This window comes from Eubacterium sp. LMAG:50 (genome assembly GCF_008680265.1).
GTDB lineage: Bacteria > Bacillota > Clostridia > Lachnospirales > Lachnospiraceae > Eubacterium_U > Eubacterium_U album.
This window is the reverse complement of record NZ_NALP01000007.1, coordinates 973,293-993,324: the sequence shown is the minus strand read 5'-3', so window position 1 is coordinate 993,324 and position 20,032 is coordinate 973,293. Positions and strand designations below refer to the sequence as shown.

Below are 20,032 nucleotides of genomic sequence, written 5' to 3'. Positions count from 1 at the left end.
TTATACCCTCTCCAAGGTTCCTGTAATTATTTAGCCATCATCTGTTTTTCTTAATTTCATTCACCATTTCTTTTGACATTTTATATTTTTTCATTCCCTGTCCTTCCTTTTTATTAAGACTTTCTTCCAGTTTATTTTTTAATGTAAGATTCCATTTAGAATTTTTATTTAACGTATCCATATATTCCTTTGAAATAAATCTAGTCGTATGATTATATTCATTATTATTTATAATATACACACCAAATTTCTTTTCTGCATAAGAACTATCATCTCCGGCATTTGAACAAACTGTCACTATAAATTCTGCAATAGACTCTGTATTTATAAACTTCTCAGTTAGTACGATATCTGAGTTATTTATATCTTCAAATTCTTTATTCTTACCTCTTTCATAATAGTTTTTACCAGTTACGTCAGTTATCTTTTGTATATATAGAGGATATTTTGTACTTGAATACGCATCATCATTAACTGTTACTTTCTTTACTAATTCGTTCATATCTAATTTTATATTTTGATTAACTACGTAATATCTGTCAGTAGCATTTATAAATAAATTTATAACTTTTTCTTTTTCCCATTGGGCATAAAGTACCCTGTCTCCATTTGCATATAATATTCCACCAGGTTTTAAAGTTGCTCCATTGCCGTCACTTTGGAAATTCCAATGTTTATTTTCTACTGTATGATATCCATTTCTTCTGACTGTAACACCACTTATTATTATGTCTTCCTGCCAAAATTTAATCTGATTTTCAGGCATTCCTGAAACATGTTCAGAAGTATTTTTATTAAATGTAACGTCATATTTTTCGCTTATTATTATTTCATTATCTACATAAGCTTTAACAAATTTCGTAGGTCGCAAAATTTTGTTCCCACTTATATTTCGTACCAAAAATTTTTTTACACAATTTTGGTTATTTAATTCTGCAACTGCATCGCCTATATAATATAATTCCTTCTGTGCATCTGTACTATATTCAACCTGTGCAATTATTGTTCCCGGGTCAGTTAATGTTGTCCTTATAACTGCCACATATCCGCTAGGCTTTAGCAATCTGTCTATTATTGATATGTATGTCTGTCTGGTAAGATATACTTCATTGCTTTCATCTACACTTGCTATACTAAACATTTGAAACTTTCCTCTTACATACACACCCATTCCGTTTTTAGCACAATTATTTTGATATATGTTATTGTCCGTCAGTAAAAAGTTAGCTTTTTCACTTATATATACACCCCCGCCATTATTGTATGCATAATTATTATTTATGTAACTTCCCATCCACATATGAACCGTAGCTGTATTGCCAATATAAAGTCCTCCTCCGTTTCGTGAAGAATTGTTATTTATTGAGGTATTTCTCATCAAAACAGAAGAATCCGTGCATATTCCACCACCTTTATCAACAGTTCCATTTTCACCTATTATACTATTATAAAGTTTTACAGCTCCGCCGTTTATATCCTCTACATTCATACCTATATATATTCCACCTGCATTATCATAACTTGAATTGTTAAATACATTTATAGATTCAATAGTTATTTTAGAATCTTCTCCACAAGCTATTCCGCCTCCTAAATTTCCGGATATATTTCCTATAATCCTTGCATTATATATAACGGTGCATCCTCCATATCCATACCCTACACCACCATTACATCTTACTCCACCACCACTTCCTCTTGATTCGTTTCCACTAATTGTCGGTGCAGTACTGCCTGACCCAAGAATAAGACCTGCCTGATATCCTGAGAATACGCCTCCGGCACTGGCTCCGGCATCATTGCCATATATCCATCCATCATTTATATTTACAATTGTTCCTAATCCTGTTCCAAATATGCCTCCACCTTCCTCACCTGATTTGTTATTATGTATTATTCCGGCAGTCATTAATAAAAGCGAAGAACCACCTATGTAAATTCCTCCGCCTTCTTCTAATGCTTCATTTTCAAAAATTTCACCATCATATATCCTTAATTCTGAATAATTTCCAACATATACTCCACCACCCTGACTTAGAGTAAAACATTTATATATTTGTGCTCCGGGCCATATATTGCACACTCCGCCTTTAATGGTAATTCCTCCGCCTTTTACTCCATCACAGTCATGAATAATTCCATATACATTCAATGTTCCTGTGCTTCTAACCGCTCCTGCTTCCGTCTCGCCATTATAATTAGTAACATTTTTTACTACACATGCATTTCCAATCGTTCCTGTTGAACTGTCATCAACTTTTATAAACCCTTTTGTTGCAAAAGAAATTTGATTCTTTTTTCCATCAAGATATAACTTATATCCACCCATTCCATCGCCAAAATGAACTTCCGCTCCATCTGAGATTTTAAAACAATATTTATCTGATTTATTTACATCATCGCCTATGTCTTTACTTCTACTAATAGTTCTTTCACCACCTGATGAATAAAGCATATATCTTCCTTGAGTTACTTTTATTCCATCTTTAATTTTTATATTACCAACTATCGCAATATATACTAAACTTGTCTTTTTGTTATTACTAAATATATTTTTTAATTTACTTTCTGTTTGCACAAGATAAGGGTTACTTTTACTTCCATTTTCTGTAGTCGCGCCATAAACATTGTTTTGCAAAAGAACCATACAGCAAAAAGCAAGCACAACGCATACTTTAAAAATATTTTTCCCTATTACTCCACTCCATTTTTCAATCATCTTGCATACCCCTCTATCACAACTTTTTTACTCTTGTTTTCTCCAAACATTTGATAAATTGGAAACGTTATATTATATTCCATGCTCACATAACAACTCGGTTCATTCTCTGATAAAGAATTATCTTCCGTAACCAACATATATCCTTTTTCACCGGCTTCTTCTTTGCATTGCTTAATAACTTGTGCATTACAATTACTATCCTCTATTCGATTAACTGCTACATTATAAAAATCTCTCGCTTTTACATTTTGATTTTCCGTGCTTATATACGACGAAAAAACTATACAGGCTATTGTTACTACTATAACTATAGAAAACATTTCTATTGCCAGTTTCATCTTTTCCCTCCTCTAATTTAACATTGACTTTTTATTTCCAGGCCAATCTGTATTACCATTGCTTATTCCACTACAACATTCATATTCCTAATACTTTTAATGCCACTTTCACCTCTTACAATACATTTAATGTTATATACACCTCTGTGAAACACATCTACATCTCCATATATTTTCAATTTATCTGTTATATCTTTTCCATCATAATCCCTTGCACTAATTTGATTTGTCACATCAAAACTTTTATCTAAATATGTAACATATATAACATCGTCACCTACAATAATAGGGCATTTCTTTTTGTATTCTTCCGAAAACTCTCTGTTAGTATTACTTCCTTCACAGTTGTATGCAGGCATTATTTTTTTAATACTTGTGTTTGTTATAATGCTAATAAGTGCAACAATAATTACACCAATTACCGCATATTGAATAGTTTGTCCATGTTCGCTTAAAAATACTTCCATGCGTTATCCTCCTACCAGTTTTGTAAAAAAATCTACATTCATTCCCGCTGCAGTATACATAATTGCAATAGACAAAATTATTAATATTACCGAAATAATTCCACTTATAATTATCTCGCCATGTTCTTCTAATAAATTCTCCATTCTCTACCTTCCTTTTATCCCAAATTACTCTATTCTTCCATTTGTTCTTTTTATAATATAAGGTTCGACTTTTACTATTTTTATAAATCAAAAACTTATTTTCATATTATTTTTACTCTCATAAAACTATGTAACCTGCTGTAACATATGGTAAAATCCCGCAACAATGAATAAAAATAATATTCCATAAATCAAAGTCTGACCTAATTCAGATAATAATAATTTCATTTTCATCCTCCATTCATTACATTTCCCAATGCGGACGTAAATACTAAAATCATAAGCACCATATCAATAATTATCTTTACAACTCCTACCATCATTGGTCCTGCTGACAAAGTCCCTGCTAATCCAATTCTGTCTTTATTTTTCATTTCTTCCGCCTGCTTTAACATCTTATTATTTCTATCTATAATTGCATTTGTCTGCTTATAAGTTTCTTCTTTACTTAACTCATTTATGCAATAAAACATTTTTAATGATGACTGTATTTCAGGCATATCGAGTTCTTGAAGAAAATTATCATAAGGTTCTATCCCTATTGGATATTCTTCAAAATCAATTAATAAATGTCGTATTGGTCTTTTTAAAATATATGGTGCATCATCATATGAATTTTCTATTGAAGACTGTACTGTCTGCTGTTGCAAATTCAACGCTACCTGCCTTAACCAATCAGGAAATACTTTCGATATTTCCCGTCTCATTCTCTTTTTGACTTTATTAATTGACAACTTGTCCATAAATTTTATTTTTTCATTCTGGCTTTTCATAATTAAGTCATAATACTTATCTACCATTTCAGGATTAAGAAAACTCTCCTCTTTCAACCAGTCAATATTTAGTTTCTTATAAACAAAAATATAAATGACAAGCATTATCAAAATAATAATCATCGAACTTATCTGATATACTATATTTCCTGTAAATGAATATTCTTTTGGTATAAGATAAGCCATAAATCCACATGTTAATAGTGTAGCTCCAATTGATATAAGAACGTTTCTTCTTATCCTATCTATATCTCTTCTAAAAAGTTCCGTTCTATCACTCCACTCTTTTATATCGCTAAGAATAATATTTATATATTCTTCAAATTCTCCACCTTGTTTTTCTATTTTTATAATAAATTCATGAAGTGAAATAAGTCTTTTACAATAATATTCTTCTTCGAGAATTTTAAGTGCCTGCTCATAAATATCTTCATTCATTTTAGAATCAATATTTACAATAACTTCTTCAATTATTTCCTTCATCTCACCATCACTTATTTTTTGTGCATCTATAAGAGATGGTCTGATTTTTCCACTTTTCTTAAACGAATAGCACATCTGCTCCATATAGCTTATTAAGTCTTCAAATTTTTTCTTATAATAGCTTTTCTTTTTTTCTTCTTTATATAGCATAGGCATAAGTAACGTTGTTATTACACCTATAGCAATCACTATTGGAAGTTCTAACTTATACGCAAATGCTATTCCTACAACTATAGCTATAATACATATGTATTTTCTAAAATATTTTACTTTTTTCATTTATCTCCTAATTTTCACTTTTCTTAAAAGGATCTGTAATACCTGCCATTCTGAATTTTCTCATCAATTCAGGTGGAAGTTTTCTACATAATATTCTTCCATCTTCATATATCATTGTCTTTTCATTTCTATCCTCATATCTTGACAAACAAATAATTTGTGTTATTTTTCTCGAAATTTTCTCTCCCTGTTTTACTACCGACTGCAATTGTATTCCAATATCAATAAACGAATAAACATCATTTTCATAAACTGACTGTCCCATGTTTCTTAAGCGATCGGGTATTTTACCTGCATCATCCAAGTGAATTGTCGTTATACAATGTACTCCTGCCGAAATATTTTCCAAAAGATACTTAACTTCCTCTCCTCTTGCCTCCGCAAGCAAAACCCATGTTGGTAATTGTCGTTTACTTGCCTTTAGTGCATCAGCATATCCAAAATTATCACTTACCTTAATTTCCACACAATCTTTCTGCGGATTAATTGACGAATATCTTAATTCAAGATTATCCTCAATTGTATACACCCTTTCATAGTCCGGAATATAACTTGTTAAATATTTTACATATTCTGTTTTACCCACTCCCGGTAACCCTCCAACAATCACAGTGCAGTGTGCCTTGATGGCGTTTTCCATAAAAATATCCAATACTTCCGGACAATAATCACTTTCTAAAATACTTTCCCTGCTTATTCTTCTTACAGCAGGAGTTTTTCTAATACTTATACTGATTCCTGTATTTGTAACTGAATCATGCAAAATCGAAATTCTTAAATTTTCAGTTTCCGCTTCTAATAATGGATTGTTTTGATTAAATTGAACATTCATTAAATTACTTATTTTTGTATAAAACTGTTGTATAAACAATTCATCTAACGTAAATCCCTCAATCTTATACCTTCCCTTATTTAAATCATTCACCCATAATTCACGACTATAATTGATGTCCGTAATGTTATCGTCATAAATAAATGGTAATAACTTTCCAAATGCCCTATCCGGCAATGACAATTTTCTCAACTGTATTCCCCTTTCGCCTATAATTAACTAATCTTTCCTGCTACACTGTTAAAAGTTACAGAACCTGCATAACTGTTTACAATTCCCTTAATCGCATCTGATATAATCGGTCCCACAACATAAGCAACACCCACTAACAGCAAAATGCATACTGCAATGAAAATTGTTTTACCATGTTCCTGTAAAAAAATGTCCATAATTTACCTCCTATACTTTATTCCAAATAATCACATATTATACGCTTCGGGTAAGAACTACACAGCTATGTTTCTTCCTAAGCGCGATGATAAAAGCCTTATAACTACTAATTATTATTTATTCAACACTCTTTTCATCGTTCATTTTTTGATACATATTGTGTGCCATGTTATTATACATATATTATGTTGTTTGTTCGGTACTCAGAATAATATCACATTTTAGTTATGTAGTCAATTATATTTTATATATTTTTCAAATTTTCTATATAAACATTATTTTAAATTATTACTTTTTATAATCGGCATATTAAATCTATTATCTGGTTTCTTTTTAAAGCATGATTTGTACAATATTTTCTTTTTTTAATTAGCATTAAGAAATCAGCCATAAAAATCGAAAAAGCCGTCTAAGTGATTTCTCACTTAAACGGCTTACTTTAAACCCCAATATTTTATAGCTCCCCAGCTACATTTAATACCTTTATTTTGTTTTTGGTAATGTATCTATTGCCTTATCCATTGCGCTTCCCCAAGCGTATCCATTAGATGCATCCCAGTTAATTGACCATGTCATTACACCTCTTAATGAAGGATATGTCTTAGGCGGCATAAAGCTTCCACCACTTGCCATTCCTTTTGTTAAACAATTAAGAGCTGATGTTAATGTATTTGTAGATACAAGACCACTTCCTGCAGCCGGTGCTGATGATGGAACACCAATTCCGACCTGATCTGGTCTTAATCCGTTTTCAATAAGCAATGTTGCAAGTGATGTAAGGAAATCAACTGAACCACAGCTATAAACTCCTCCACCGTATCCAACCATGCTACCTGAATTGTAATACTGCATATTAACTACTGTTAAAATATCTTTAATATCTAATGCTAACTTAAAGTAATTAGATGTTGGACTCTGCATATAATATGTTTCAGGTGCCATTGTAATAATAAATTCGTCGCCGAAATGGTTATGAACCTTTCTAAGTGCTCCTGCAATATATTCCGTTCCTGCTACTGCTCCACCTTCAAGGTCAATGTCTACACCTTCAAATCCAAACTGTTCAATTACTTTAATTAAACTGTTTGCAAAATTATCTGCTGCTGCCTGACTTGTAATATAAATTGTACCTTCAGCACCACCAATAGAAAGAATTACATGCTGATTTCTTTCCTTTAATGTCTTAATATCCTGAATGAACTGTGCATCTGTATATCCACCAACTGCCTTGCTTAAGTCTCCATTTACACTAAAAGTTACTTCTCCAGGTGTTGATGTTGAATCTGCAAATGAAACACAAATTAAATCATAGTATGATGGTACTTCACTTAACTTTAAGTTTGCAGCTCCATTTGTAAAGTTATGCCAATATCCTGTAACAATATGTTCAGGTAAACTCTTGTTAACTGTATAGTTATTATCCTGAGTTGTTTCTTCTTCTTTTGATGTTGTTACTTCCTGAGCTTTTGTTGTTACTTCAGGTGTCTTTGTTGTTTCCACAGGCTTTGTTGTTGCCGCCGGTTTTGTTGTTGTTCCGTCTGTCAATCTCCAAACGCCCCACTGGCCACATGTTTCAGGGTTATCACCATTTGTCCACCACTGAGCTTCATAAACATTTCCGTTATAAGACACTTTATCACCTTTTACATAAACTTTTCCATTTACCCATTCAGGATAGCCTGAAGCAGCCTTAGTTGTTTCTTCACTTTTAGCTGTTGTTGCTTCTGTCTCAGGTGCTTTTGTTGTCTCTACTGTCTTTGTTGTTGTCTCTGTCTGACCTTTTACATCTACTACAGTTTCTGTCTTTTCTGACTCTTTTCCATTATAAGTTGTTGTTACCGCAACTGTATGTCTTCCAGCTGTATAACCTGTATATGTGTATGAGCCACATGCTACTGCATTTGATACTAATTTTCCATCAATGTAAACATTATATAAATCAATTGTGCCTCTGCCCCATACAACTGTAATTGAGTTATTTGCTGTTGAAGTTACTACTAATCCAAATGGTTTATCTAAAACTATTTCCTGTTTAGTTGTTGTCTCAACTGTCTTTGTTGTTGTCTCTGGCGCCTTTGTTGTTGGCTGTGTTACTGTTGCATCACCAACATATTTCCAAACACCCCACTGGCCACATGTTTCCGGATTATCTCCAAGTGTCCACCATTTTGCCTGATATACTTTTCCATTATATATAACTCTGTTTCCACCTGTGTAAATTGTATCTTTATTCCACTGTGGATATTCTGAATCAATTGTTGTTTCAGGTGTCTTAGTTGTTGTTTCTGGTGCCTTTGTTGTTTCTGGTGCCTTTGTTGTTATCTCTGCCACCTTTGTTGTTTCTGGTGCCTTTGTTGTTATCTCTGGTGTCTTTGTTGTTTCTTCTCCTGAAAGACTATCAAGGAATCTACCATTACTCTGTGCAAATAAGTTCTTATTCTGTGATGAATCCCAGTTAATTGACCATGTCATAATTCCTCTTAATCCAGGATGTGCATTGTTTAATTCTGTAAATGCACTCTGTAATGTTTCATTTGAAACCTGTCCGCTTCCTGCAGCACTTGCTGATGAAGGCACACCTATTACTACCTGATCAGGTCTAAGTGGTGCAAAATACTTTTCTGCTGTCTGTGACTTTGTATAATAGTTATTTACATAGAAACCGTTTAATAACATGTTGCACATTGCAACAATTCCTTCTTTTGTTCCCATGTTGTATGACTGATTATCTGTTGCAATCATTGGTGATGAATTGTAAAGCTGTACATGTACATATGTTGTTTCATTTCTAAGTGCATTTATCATTGGAAGATATACACCTGCTCTTGCATCACAGTACTGATTTATTCCACCATAGAACTGATATCCTAACTGTACGTAGAATGTTTCAGGTGCCCATGAGAGAATGAAGTCATCTCCATAACTGTTTACAATTGTTCTTATTGCATTAATCATGTTAACAATCTTTGGTGATGTTGGATTGTTAATGTCTGTATCTTTTCCACTTTCAAACTGAACTGATGACTGTTCAAGGTCAATGTCTATTCCATCAAATCCGTATTCATCTACAATTGATTTGATATCGCTTACAAACTGGTTAACTGCACTCTGTGATGTCAATGAGAAATATCCCTCATATCCACCTATTGAAAGTACAATCTTTTTACCTTGTGCCTGTAATGCTTTCACATCATTTTTGAAATCTGCCTTTGTGTAGTCTGCTGTAAGTCCTGAAATATCAAATTTCATTTTTCCGTCTGTACTTCCTGCACTTACAGGTTCTGCAAATGATATATTTATTACATCCCAGTTTTTATCTACATCTCTTAACTTAATGAAAGGATTTCCTGAATTATCCCATGTATGGTAATAACCTATTAATAATCTTGAATTCAATCCCTGTATTGGTTTATGAGATGAAGTTGTTTCCGGTACCTTTGTTGTTGTCTCTGCTACTTTAGTTGTTGTCTCAGGTGCCTTTGTTGTTTCTGGTTTCTTAGTTGTTGTTTCCGAAGCTTTTGTTGTCTCCTGTTTCTTTGTTGTAGTTACATCCTGTTCTTTTGTTGTATTCTGAACTGTTGTTCCTTCTGAAACACCATTTCCATATACTAAATTAGTAGAAAGGATTTCTCCTCCTGAAACAGCTCTCTGTCTTAATACTATTCCTTTAATGTTTCCTATACTTGCTGTTCCTTTTCCAGATTTTAATGTAAATGTTAATGATGCTCCGGGCTCCAATGTCTTTGAGCTCCATTCCGGTGGTGTCACTACTGTCTTTCCGTTTTCACTTGTAATTGTTCCGCCTGCACTCCAGTCTCCTGATAATGTCTCTCCATTTTGTGTCTCTATCGCTATTGACGGATAACTTAATGTCTTTCCAAAGTATTCTGCCCATGGCATTACTGATATGTCCTTTGCTCCGCCCGGCATTGTTACCTTTTCGTTTGTGTTCTTTATTGTTATTGCGTATGTATCTCCTGATGCTGTTACTGTTGTTTCAACACCGTCATTTCCAGGAATTATTATGTTCTGCTTTGGTAATGCTTCTGATCCATAAAGTGATTCCTTCATTGTCTTTGTGATTGAGTTTGTGCTGTCAAGTGATGCCATCCATGAAATGAGTCCGCCCAAATGTTTCTCTCTTACATATTTTCCTTTTTCTGCTACTGATTCTTCCGTGTCACATGTGAAGAACATTCCTGTTGATTCACTGTAGAAGTAGTTTGCCTTTGCCACATCATCCCAGTACTTTGTAAGGTTATACTTGCTTATTAATGAATCTATGTCTCCGTATGCATATGTTACTCCGTTTTCTCCTGTTGCGTCTGCATATAAGCCCGGATTCTTTGGATCTCTTCCGGTGTCCTTCTTTACTTCCTTCCAGCCTCTTGTATATGGTGCCACTCCCACTACTATCTTTGAGTAATCTATGTCATCTCCATATTTATTTTCAAGATATTTTATGCATGAATCTACTGAAAGTGATGCATCCCCTCCGTCATATGCAGGGTTTGTGTATAATGCTGTCTGGTGAGCCGTGAATCCTCCCCATGCACCGTTTAAGTCATATGTCATCATGTTTGCAAAATCTACTATGTTTAACACCTTGTCATATTCGATTGCTGACATCATTTTTGGTGATGCTGACATTGCCACTGATAATTCATAGTGCTTTCCATCTGTCTTTCCATAGCTGTCCAATGAATTTCTGATTTCCTGTAACAATAATGTGAAATTCTTTGTGTCTGCTGCTGAGCCTTTGCATCCCTTGTCTATTGCCACTCCGTTTCCTTCAGGATCCGGATCTCTGTCTGCTGTTGGGTATTCCCAGTCGATGTCTACAAAGTCATATCCATAGCAGTGAACAAACTTTGCCACATTGTTTGCGAAATTCTTTCTTGTCTTGTCTGATGCTGCAAGTTTTGGAAAATCTCCTGATCTTGTCCATCCTCCAACTGAAATACCTATTTTCATGTTTGGATATTTCTGTCTCAAGAGTACCATTGCTCCTAACACACCTGCATATTTATTATCACTTCCAACTGAGTATCCAACGTTTGGATTCTGATAATCTGCCCATGTGTCTGTTGTGATTAAGTCTCCATTTGCATCTGCATCCATAAATGCAAAATTCAAATGTGTTATTAAACTTCCGTCAATCTTGTCAGGTGTAAAGTTTTTCTGTCCTGAATAAATTGACCAGTCACCGTAATACATTACGTTACGATACTTAGCAGTTGTTGCTGCCTTAACACTTGTACTTACTCTCTGTGGTAAAACTACACACCCCAAAGCCATTGAAAGTACTAAAACAAATGTTAACACGTAACTGCAAACTCTGCCAAATAACGAGTTTCTCTTTGTGAAATAGTAAAGACTCATTTTCTTACCTCCTCAATACATTTTTGTCTCCTATTTGTTACCCATTTACATAGTAAAATTCAGCTTTCACATTTTCTTCACAAGTTTATCATTTTGTATTTTCAAAGAAGAGTGTGTTTTTTTTATGCGGGTGTCTATTTTTTATAAAAAACAAATCCATACAATTTTTGCCAATTATGTACAATAAAAAATCACCCAATTTTTTCTCTTTTAGAATTTATTTTTATACATTTTCCACAATTTTTTAGTTGTTTATATATTTTCTTAGTCGAGCGATACATTATTTAATGTAACTATGAACAAATTTGTTACTCCATAAAAAAAGATGCTGTTTCGATAGCAAATTAAATTTGCTATCGAAACAGCATCTTATATTAAATATTATATATATTACCAACGGTCAAAAGGTATAAGCCCACATAAGTTTACTCATAAGTGTGTGAAAGACCTTTGGCATGCCCCTTTATTCACCTGAAATTATCCATGGTGCAGGCTGTGCAACAAATACACTGTCCTTATCTGTCTTTGAAACAGATATCTGCATTACTTCAGACAAATTAACTCCATGTTTCTTGAATAAATATGGAATATCTGAAAGTATATCAAGCTCTAAAGTATATATTATAATTTTCATGTCTGGATTTATCTTTTTAAGTGTTACAATATCCTGCTCAATTGTATCCTTTTGTGCAACTAGAAAAGCAAGTCTTGGAACCGGCTTATCCTTTAATGCTTCTTCTGTTAAATCCGATACTATTTCCACATTATGTACTCCAAATTTTGCTGCATTTTCTTCCATTGATGCAAGTGAACCTTTATCTCTTTCAACAGCAATTACCACACCTTCATATGCAACCATTGATGCTTCTATTACAATACTTTCACCACTGGCAATAAGCACTGTATCCCTTACATCCATTTCTAACTTATTCATAATTACGGAGCGGATTTCGTGTCCAACATATTTTACACTACCTGTTGAAAAGTTTTCATTTTTCATTCCAAATATCATAGACTCACGTGTATTTTCATTTACTACAAAAATAACTGTAGGTCCACTTATATTTACATCCATGAGTTCAAATACTTTACAGTGTTTCATTTCACCCGGCTCATATCCTTGTCCGTAATACATTTCATAATCGCCGTATCCTGCTTCCCATAATTTATAAAGCATATTTTCATTTGTTTCATCAGCAAAAATCAAAACTCTCTTATGAGTTGCTATTGTTGCCAATACATTTCTTCTTTTGCTGCATGTATTTAACAACTTAATTTTTTCCGGACTTATCTGCAACATATCTGCAATATATCCCATCCAATCCAACATCTGCTTGCTGGAAAATTCTACTTTTTCTGCCATTATTGTACCTCCATTAGTTGTTTTTTAATCTTATTTTTAGCAAATGAATATCTTACTGCATTTGCATAAATTTCACTTTCTTCATTATCCGTAATGTCAAATTTATTTCTTATTAAGTTCATCTCATGCCCCATGTCCGTTCCACATATTGCCATATCATCTGTATTAATTGTAACAGGAATTCCTAATTTCATAAACTCTCTTATCGGAAAATCTTCAATCTTTTCAATTGCTTTTGTCTGCAAATTACTTGTAGGACACATTTCCAAACATATTTTTTTCTCTGAAAGTGCTTTCATAAGTGCCAAATTCTCTACACTTCTTACTCCATGTCCTATTCTTTTTGCGCCAAATTCAACTGCTTTTTTTACACTTTCTGCGCCATCGGCCTCCCCTGCATGTATAGTAAATGGTACATTTAATTCGTTTGCAAGTTTAAAAACATCAATAAATTGTTCTGTCTTATATAATGCCTCAGCTCCTGCTAAATCCAGTGCAACTACTCCGTAATCTTTATTGCTTTCTTCATTTATCAAATACTCTTTTGCAAGTTTAACTGTTTCCAAATTCTGTTCTCTATTATCAGCCATTCTCATGCAACATAAAATAAGATTACATTTCAAATCAGACTTCTTTAATCCATCCAAAGCACTTTCAATAACTTCCCTCATAGTCAAACCTTTATCCATATGAAGTTGTGGTGCAAATCTTATTTCCGCGTATACTACATCTTGTCTTTTTATATTTTCCTGAACCAAATAAACAGCTCTCGCTATTCCTTCTTTTGTCTGCAGTAAACTACAAGGTAATTTAAAGCATTCCAAAAACTCATTTAAACTTCTACAATCCTTAGAAACCATAAGAGCTTTTTCTAATTCACGTTCGTCTTTATATGGAAGTTTTATTTTCTGCAATGCTGCCAAATCTTTTGCTATATCAGGCGTAATTGCTCCATCTAAATGAAGATGCAACTCAATATATCTTTTTTCCATATCCGCACCTATCCTTTAATATATAATGCCCCTCCCTTTTGTCAGTGGCTGTTTAGCGTAAACACTTATTAAAATGAACTTCATTCATTTTGTTTCCTCTTTTCTTTAATTATACTCCTAAATAATTATTTGTTAACAAAATATTGTTATTTTATTTATAAACTATAGTTATGATATTATTGGGTTTTGTATAAGAAAATTTATTATTTTTTGGCGGGCATAAATTTTAAAGAATACTCTTATATAGACATAACATATTTATAGGATTTTAGCTTTGTCTTTTTTATAATTGATATATATAAATTACCCATACATCTACTTAAAAATCTTAGGAGGATTTATGCTGCAAATTAAAAATATTTCAAAAAAATATACAACCGGTGATTTTGTGCAAACTGCCCTCAATAATGTGAGTTTGAATTTTCGTGACAATGAATTCGTTGCAATCTTAGGGCCTAGCGGTTCCGGTAAAACTACATTACTTAATATCGTTGGAGGTCTTGACCGATATGATACCGGAGATTTGATTATAAATGGAATTTCCACAAAAAAATACAAAGATAAAGACTGGGATTCTTACCGAAATCATACTATAGGATTTGTATTTCAAAGTTACAATCTTATACCTCATCAATCCATTTTATCAAATGTTGAATTGGCGCTTACAATTTCAGGGATTTCAAAAAAAGAACGCAAGGAAAGAGCTAAGCAGGCTCTTACGGATGTGGGGCTTGGTGAACAGATTCACAAACGTCCAAATCAGCTTTCAGGTGGTCAGATGCAACGTGTTGCAATCGCCAGAGCTTTAGTTAATAATCCTGATATTTTACTTGCTGATGAGCCTACGGGAGCATTAGACAGTGACACAAGCGTTCAGGTTATGGAACTTTTAAAGGAAGTTGCTAAAGACAAACTTGTCATTATGGTTACTCATAACCCTGAACTTGCAAATCTCTATGCAAACAGAATTGTCAGAGTAAAAGACGGTCATATATTAGATGATTCTAATCCATTTGAACTTAATGACAAAAAAATAGCTCCGCCCGAGCATAAAAATATGGGTAAATCGTCAATGTCGTTCTTGACTTCTCTTGCCCTTAGTTTTAATAATTTAAAAACCAAGAAAGGGAGAACTTTTTTAACTGCATTTGCAGGCTCAATAGGAATTATTGGAATTGCATTAATATTATCGCTTTCAACAGGTGTCAATCAATACATCACTGATATTCAAAAGGATACCATGACTTCATATCCAATAACCATAGAGCAAAAAACCTTTGACCTTTCCAGCATGATGAATGCCGGCGAACATGCTTCTAAAAAGAAAGTTAATCATAAATTAAATGCTGTTTTTTCAAATGGAACAGATATTATGATGACAAGTAAAATGGCAACAAGTATTAGCGAAAATAATTTGACTGAATTTAAAAAATATCTTGATAATAAGGACAGTGAAATCAACAATTATGTTGGTGAAAACGGAATAGTCTATTCTTATGATGTTCCATTTTCTGTATTTTCTTATGATTCAGACAATACTCTTGTAAATACTAATGGAAGCACATTTTCAAATTCTAATTCTAATACAAGTTCAATTGCCCAGATGAATGACAGTATGTCAGTCTCAATGAATGCGGATATGAGCACTTCTATGAGCACCGATATGATGACAGGAAATATGAATGGCAGTCCATTTGCTGAAATGTTATCCGGCAAAAATGATGAACTCGTAAGTAATGTCATAAAAGATAATTATAAAGTTGTATATGGTGACTGGCCTAAAGCTTATGATGAAGTTGTTCTTGTTTTAGATAAAAATAATGAAGTATCACTTACTACTCTTTATTATCTTGGGCTTTTACCATCAAAAGATTATAAAGATATTTTAAAGCAAATTAATAAAGGGGAAGAAGTCAATCCGGAAACTTCCAAGATATCATATGAAGACATATGTAATCACAACTTTTATTTAATTGCGGATAGCGACCTTTATCAGAAAAATAAATCTGATTTATTTAAATATATTGGCAATGACAATAATAAAGTTGAAGAATTACTAAAATCAGGTATTACTTTGAAAGTTTCAGGTATCATCCGACAGACTTCAGATGACTCATCTAATATTCAAATATCAGGAAGTGTTGGCTACACTAAGGCTCTTACTAATTATTTAATTAATTATGGAAATAAAAGTGATATTGTTAAAGCTCAAAAAAATAGTCCTGACGTAAATGTATTAAACGGTTTACATTTTAATCCGGACAATGACAGTATAAAAATTGATGATGCCAAAACTTATTTGTCAAACCTTTCTACATCAGACAAAGCAAATATGTGGAAATCCATGGCAATGACTGCATATGCTGATTCTCCTGAGCAGATTCAAATGCTTGATTCAATGACTGAAACCCAGTTAGCTGCCATGCTTGATTCATATTTAGAGAATCCTAAAGATGAAGAAATGCTTTCTATATATGATAACTATATAGATGTTGGAAGCTATGATGATAATATGAAAAATTTTGGATACGTAAGCCTTGGCGCTCCTTCATCAATTAGCATTTATGCTGATACATTTGAAGATAAGGATTCAATATCTGATTGTATTGACAAGTATAATAAAGATGTAAAGGACGATAAGGATAAAATAACATATACTGATTACGTTGCTTTACTTATGTCAAGTATCACTACAATTATTAATGTAATAACTTATGTATTAATTGCTTTCGTTGCAGTTTCTCTTATAGTTTCATCTATTATGATTGGTATTATAACTTATATATCTGTACTTGAAAGAACAAAAGAGATTGGTATTCTTCGTGCAATTGGTGCATCAAAGAAAAATATTTCTCAGGTATTTAATGCTGAAACATTTATTATAGGACTATTCTCCGGAATGATAGGTATAGGAATAACCTGTCTTCTACTGCTTCCTATAAATGCAATTATTCATGCAGTTACAGACTCAACTAATGTAAATGCATTTTTACCTGTTCAAAGTGGAATTATATTAATTGTTTTAAGTGTTATTTTAACGTTGATTGGCGGATTTATTCCTGCTAAAAAGGCAGCAAAGAAAGACCCTGTTGCAGCGTTGAGAAGTGAATAAATTAATTCTTAAAATATCTGTGATTTATATATATGATAAACACTTTTATACTAAAGCCCGGGGCGTTGTCCACACTCCGGGCTTTAAGTATATTTCAAACTAAAACATCATCTTTACCAAATTCTTATCTTTCATAAAATTGCTCATTTCATATAAAACAAGCACATCTGTTATATTATTAGATTGTACAATACTTTGAAGATTTCCACTAAAATATCTGTAATCCACAATTGTAATTGTCTTATAATCTTTTAATAAAAATGGTGTAAAACTATTTGCATATGAATCTTTTATTATTAACAAATTTTTATCGTTATTTGCCTCATTGTTTTCAATACTAACTACACCATAATTTCCACCAAAGAATACCTGGTATTTATCTTTTTCTTTTAATTTATCTATATGGTAAATTTCTGATTTTTTACCATTAATCATCACATTACATTGGGGAATATTTTCTGCTATTTCTATCGAATCGCCTTTTTTCTTTTTATCAAGAACCTTTGAATATAATGTTCCATAAAATTTATCTGTCACATTTTTCATTTTCAAATTTTCATAAGGTTCACTTTCAATTCCCTCCACTTTACAAAATTCATTATAAGCAATAAATGCACCTTTAGTTGTCCAATGGTGGTCTGTCTTATAATAAATATAATCTTTCGATAATTTCTTCAATGCATCATATGTATTTACGATTTGAGTATTATTGTCTGCATTGTTTGTAAATTCCTTTTCTGCTATTTTTTCATAATAATTATAGTCGTAAACATCTGCATGTTTTGGTAATTTATCAGTTAATATATTTCCGGAACCAGGAATTAACATTACATAACTTTTAAGTTCTTTATTTTTATTAAAAAATGTATTTATGTATCTTATATTATTTTTCAGCTGTTCTTCACTCACATCTTCATTTGTTATTTTTTCAAGATAATAACCATCTTTTCCAATGTAAGCTCCTTCTATATCCTTAATTCCCGTTAACTCTTTAGCCACGCTCCTTAAAGTAATCAATTTTTCTCTTTCAGGAATCTGGTCACTAATAAAATTTTCTAATGACTTTTGAAAATCAGTATTTTCTATATTGCTTAAACTAATTTGGGGTCTTTCCTCTAAATATCTGTTTTCATTCTCCGAAAAGCTTCTATCCTTTGTGGCAAAAATCTCTATTCCCGTTCCGGCAAGAATAAGTACCATCACAATGACAAATATACAATTTATTTTTCTCATATTTTCACCTTTTAATGTTCTTCTAACAAGACTTACATATTAATACTAATTTTTTCTTATAGTATAAACACATATCTCTATTAAAAATATACTTACCCTTTCCTTTAAAATCTAAAATATAAAAACGGGTTATATGAATCTCCTACTAAAAATGCAACACATATAAAGAACAGAATTAAACATGCCACATTACTTACAATTAATTTAACATTATTTGAAACATTCATTTTAATTGCAACCTGACCTACAATATATTTTGGTAATTTTGTGCTTGCTATAGCTGCAATTATTAAAATAACTGCGTATGATCCTATATAATATAAAGACATTTCTCCAAGAAACGGAGTTTTAATTCCAAACATTGCCTTAAAGAATGTACCCATTTCTGACATGTCAGTACATGCAAATATAACCCAGCCACATACTATTAAAATCAATGAATAGATATGTTTTAAAATATTTGGGCATTTATTTAACACTTTTTTTAACACAAATTTTTCCAAAACTAAAATTATAAAGAAATATAATCCCCAACAGACAAAATTCCAACCTGCACCATGCCATAATCCTGTTAAGAACCAAACTATAAATAAGTTAAATATCTGTCTTGGAACTCCTTTTTTATTTCCACCAAGTGGTATGTACAAATATTCTCTAAACCATGTTCCAAGAGTCATATGCCACCTGCGCCAAAACTCAGTAATGCTTTTTGACTCATATGGATAGTTGAAATTTTCAGGAAATTTAAATCCAAACATTTGCCCTAAGCCAATTGCCATATCCGAATACCCTGAAAAATCAAAATAAATTTGAAAAGTATATGCGATAGCTCCTACCCATGCCATTGATGTAGTGATTGAAGACATTGCCGATATTTCGTCCCATAAATTTCCGACCTGATTTGCTACGAGTATTTTCTTAGAAAGTCCAACAATAAATCTTCTAAAACCATTTGCTATGTCATCTATATTTTCATTTCGTCTGGCTATCTGATTTTCAACATCACTATATCTTACAATCGGTCCTGCTATCAATTGCGGGAACATGCTCACATACATTCCAAAATTTATTATATTGTGCTGAACTTTAACTTTTCCAAGATAAACATCTATTGTATAAGATAATGTTTGAAATGTATAAAATGATATACCTATCGGAAGGGCTATCTGCAATAATGATACAGATGCACCAAATAAATTATTTATATTTGTAATTACAAAATCCGTATATTTGAAAAATGCCAGTATTCCCAAATTTACAACTACTGACATTATAATTACAATTTTACAGATTTTTTCATTATGCTTTTTTCTAAATGTTTCTATCAACATTCCATTACAATAGTCAAATGCCGTTGAAAAAATCATTATTCCAACATATATCGGTTCACCCCATGCATAAAAAATAAGGCTGAATACAAATAGTACTGTATTTCTTAGCTTTCCAGGGCATATATAATATACTGCCAATACGATAGGCAAAAATAAAAACAAAAAAACTCCGCTGCTAAATACCATATATT

At 32.3% G+C, this 20,032-nt stretch carries 13 protein-coding genes; 1 reads left to right on the top strand and 12 read right to left on the bottom strand.

All coding sequences use genetic code 11. From position 1 onward, the window contains the following. Positions 1–37: 37 nt before the first annotated feature. The 10 genes from CCC31_RS09630 to add all read right to left on the bottom strand — a co-directional run bounded on the left by CCC31_RS09630 (position 38) and on the right by add (position 14,165). Complete coding sequence (locus tag CCC31_RS09630) at positions 38–2,719, bottom strand: hypothetical protein (RefSeq protein WP_290851205.1); 2,682 nt, start codon at positions 2,717–2,719, stop codon at positions 38–40. Beyond that, positions 2,716–3,060 carry a hypothetical protein gene (locus CCC31_RS09625; RefSeq protein WP_260978460.1) on the bottom strand — a complete coding sequence of 115 codons (345 nt, stop codon included), beginning with the start codon at positions 3,058–3,060 and terminating at the stop codon, positions 2,716–2,718. The genes CCC31_RS09630 and CCC31_RS09625 overlap by 4 nt, the downstream gene beginning before the upstream one ends. Positions 3,061–3,122: 62 nt before the next feature. Then, positions 3,123–3,527, bottom strand: coding sequence for a hypothetical protein (locus CCC31_RS09620; RefSeq protein ID WP_117910555.1), 405 nt, complete (start codon positions 3,525–3,527; stop codon positions 3,123–3,125). A gap of 3 nt (positions 3,528–3,530) precedes the next feature. Next, positions 3,531–3,671, bottom strand: a complete 141-nt coding sequence (locus CCC31_RS09615) for a hypothetical protein (RefSeq protein ID WP_022088004.1) — start codon at positions 3,669–3,671, stop codon at positions 3,531–3,533. 230 nt (positions 3,672–3,901) lie between these two features. Next, positions 3,902–5,206: a hypothetical protein gene (locus CCC31_RS09610; RefSeq protein ID WP_022088002.1), complete on the bottom strand. Its 1,305-nt coding sequence runs from the start codon at positions 5,204–5,206 to the stop codon at positions 3,902–3,904. A gap of 7 nt (positions 5,207–5,213) precedes the next feature. Then, a complete protein-coding gene (locus CCC31_RS09605; protein WP_022088001.1) occupies positions 5,214–6,230 on the bottom strand; it encodes an ATPase, T2SS/T4P/T4SS family in 1,017 nt (338 codons plus the stop codon). 23 nt (positions 6,231–6,253) lie between these two features. Further along, positions 6,254–6,427 carry a hypothetical protein gene (locus tag CCC31_RS09600; protein ID WP_022088000.1) on the bottom strand — a complete coding sequence of 58 codons (174 nt, stop codon included), beginning with the start codon at positions 6,425–6,427 and terminating at the stop codon, positions 6,254–6,256. A 484-nt stretch (positions 6,428–6,911) separates the two neighbouring features. Continuing rightward, positions 6,912–11,810, bottom strand: a complete 4,899-nt coding sequence (locus CCC31_RS09595; RefSeq protein WP_290851198.1) for a glycosyl hydrolase family 18 protein — start codon at positions 11,808–11,810, stop codon at positions 6,912–6,914. Positions 11,811–12,273: 463 nt separating this feature from the next. Further along, positions 12,274–13,173 (bottom strand): hypothetical protein, encoded by a 900-nt coding sequence (locus tag CCC31_RS09590; protein WP_022088080.1) that lies wholly within the window; start codon positions 13,171–13,173, stop codon positions 12,274–12,276. Continuing rightward, positions 13,173–14,165, bottom strand: a complete 993-nt coding sequence (gene add / locus CCC31_RS09585) for an adenosine deaminase (RefSeq protein WP_290851196.1) — start codon at positions 14,163–14,165, stop codon at positions 13,173–13,175. The genes CCC31_RS09590 and add overlap by 1 nt, the downstream gene beginning before the upstream one ends. 340 nt (positions 14,166–14,505) lie before the next feature. Between add and CCC31_RS09580 the strand changes: the two genes are divergently transcribed. Continuing rightward, positions 14,506–17,277 carry an ABC transporter ATP-binding protein/permease gene (locus tag CCC31_RS09580; RefSeq protein ID WP_290851194.1) on the top strand — a complete coding sequence of 924 codons (2,772 nt, stop codon included), beginning with the start codon at positions 14,506–14,508 and terminating at the stop codon, positions 17,275–17,277. A 99-nt stretch (positions 17,278–17,376) separates the two neighbouring features. Here CCC31_RS09580 and CCC31_RS09575 read toward each other — a convergent pair whose 3' ends face one another. Continuing rightward, entirely contained in the window at positions 17,377–18,510 is a 1,134-nt protein-coding gene (locus CCC31_RS09575) for a DHHW family protein (RefSeq protein WP_290851192.1), read from the bottom strand. 104 nt (positions 18,511–18,614) lie between these two features. Further along, positions 18,615–20,027 (bottom strand): MBOAT family protein, encoded by a 1,413-nt coding sequence (locus tag CCC31_RS09570; protein WP_290851190.1) that lies wholly within the window; start codon positions 20,025–20,027, stop codon positions 18,615–18,617. Between the last annotated feature and the right edge of the window lie 5 nt (positions 20,028–20,032).

Bases quoted from the DNA above. Each gene is read 5' to 3' on its own strand.
- CCC31_RS09630 (WP_290851205.1), bottom strand. From the start codon at position 2,719: ATGATTGAAAAATGGAGTGGAGTAATAGGGAAAAATATTTTTAAAGTA.
- CCC31_RS09625 (WP_260978460.1), bottom strand. From the start codon at position 3,060: ATGAAACTGGCAATAGAAATGTTTTCTATAGTTATAGTAGTAACAATA.
- CCC31_RS09620 (WP_117910555.1), bottom strand. From the start codon at position 3,527: ATGGAAGTATTTTTAAGCGAACATGGACAAACTATTCAATATGCGGTA.
- CCC31_RS09615 (WP_022088004.1), bottom strand. From the start codon at position 3,671: ATGGAGAATTTATTAGAAGAACATGGCGAGATAATTATAAGTGGAATT.
- CCC31_RS09610 (WP_022088002.1), bottom strand. From the start codon at position 5,206: ATGAAAAAAGTAAAATATTTTAGAAAATACATATGTATTATAGCTATA.
- CCC31_RS09600 (WP_022088000.1), bottom strand. From the start codon at position 6,427: ATGGACATTTTTTTACAGGAACATGGTAAAACAATTTTCATTGCAGTA.
- CCC31_RS09595 (WP_290851198.1), bottom strand. From the start codon at position 11,810: ATGAGTCTTTACTATTTCACAAAGAGAAACTCGTTATTTGGCAGAGTT.
- CCC31_RS09590 (WP_022088080.1), bottom strand. From the start codon at position 13,173: ATGGCAGAAAAAGTAGAATTTTCCAGCAAGCAGATGTTGGATTGGATG.
- add (WP_290851196.1), bottom strand. From the start codon at position 14,165: ATGGAAAAAAGATATATTGAGTTGCATCTTCATTTAGATGGAGCAATT.
- CCC31_RS09580 (WP_290851194.1), top strand. From the start codon at position 14,506: ATGCTGCAAATTAAAAATATTTCAAAAAAATATACAACCGGTGATTTT.
- CCC31_RS09575 (WP_290851192.1), bottom strand. From the start codon at position 18,510: ATGAGAAAAATAAATTGTATATTTGTCATTGTGATGGTACTTATTCTT.
- CCC31_RS09570 (WP_290851190.1), bottom strand. From the start codon at position 20,027: ATGGTATTTAGCAGCGGAGTTTTTTTGTTTTTATTTTTGCCTATCGTA.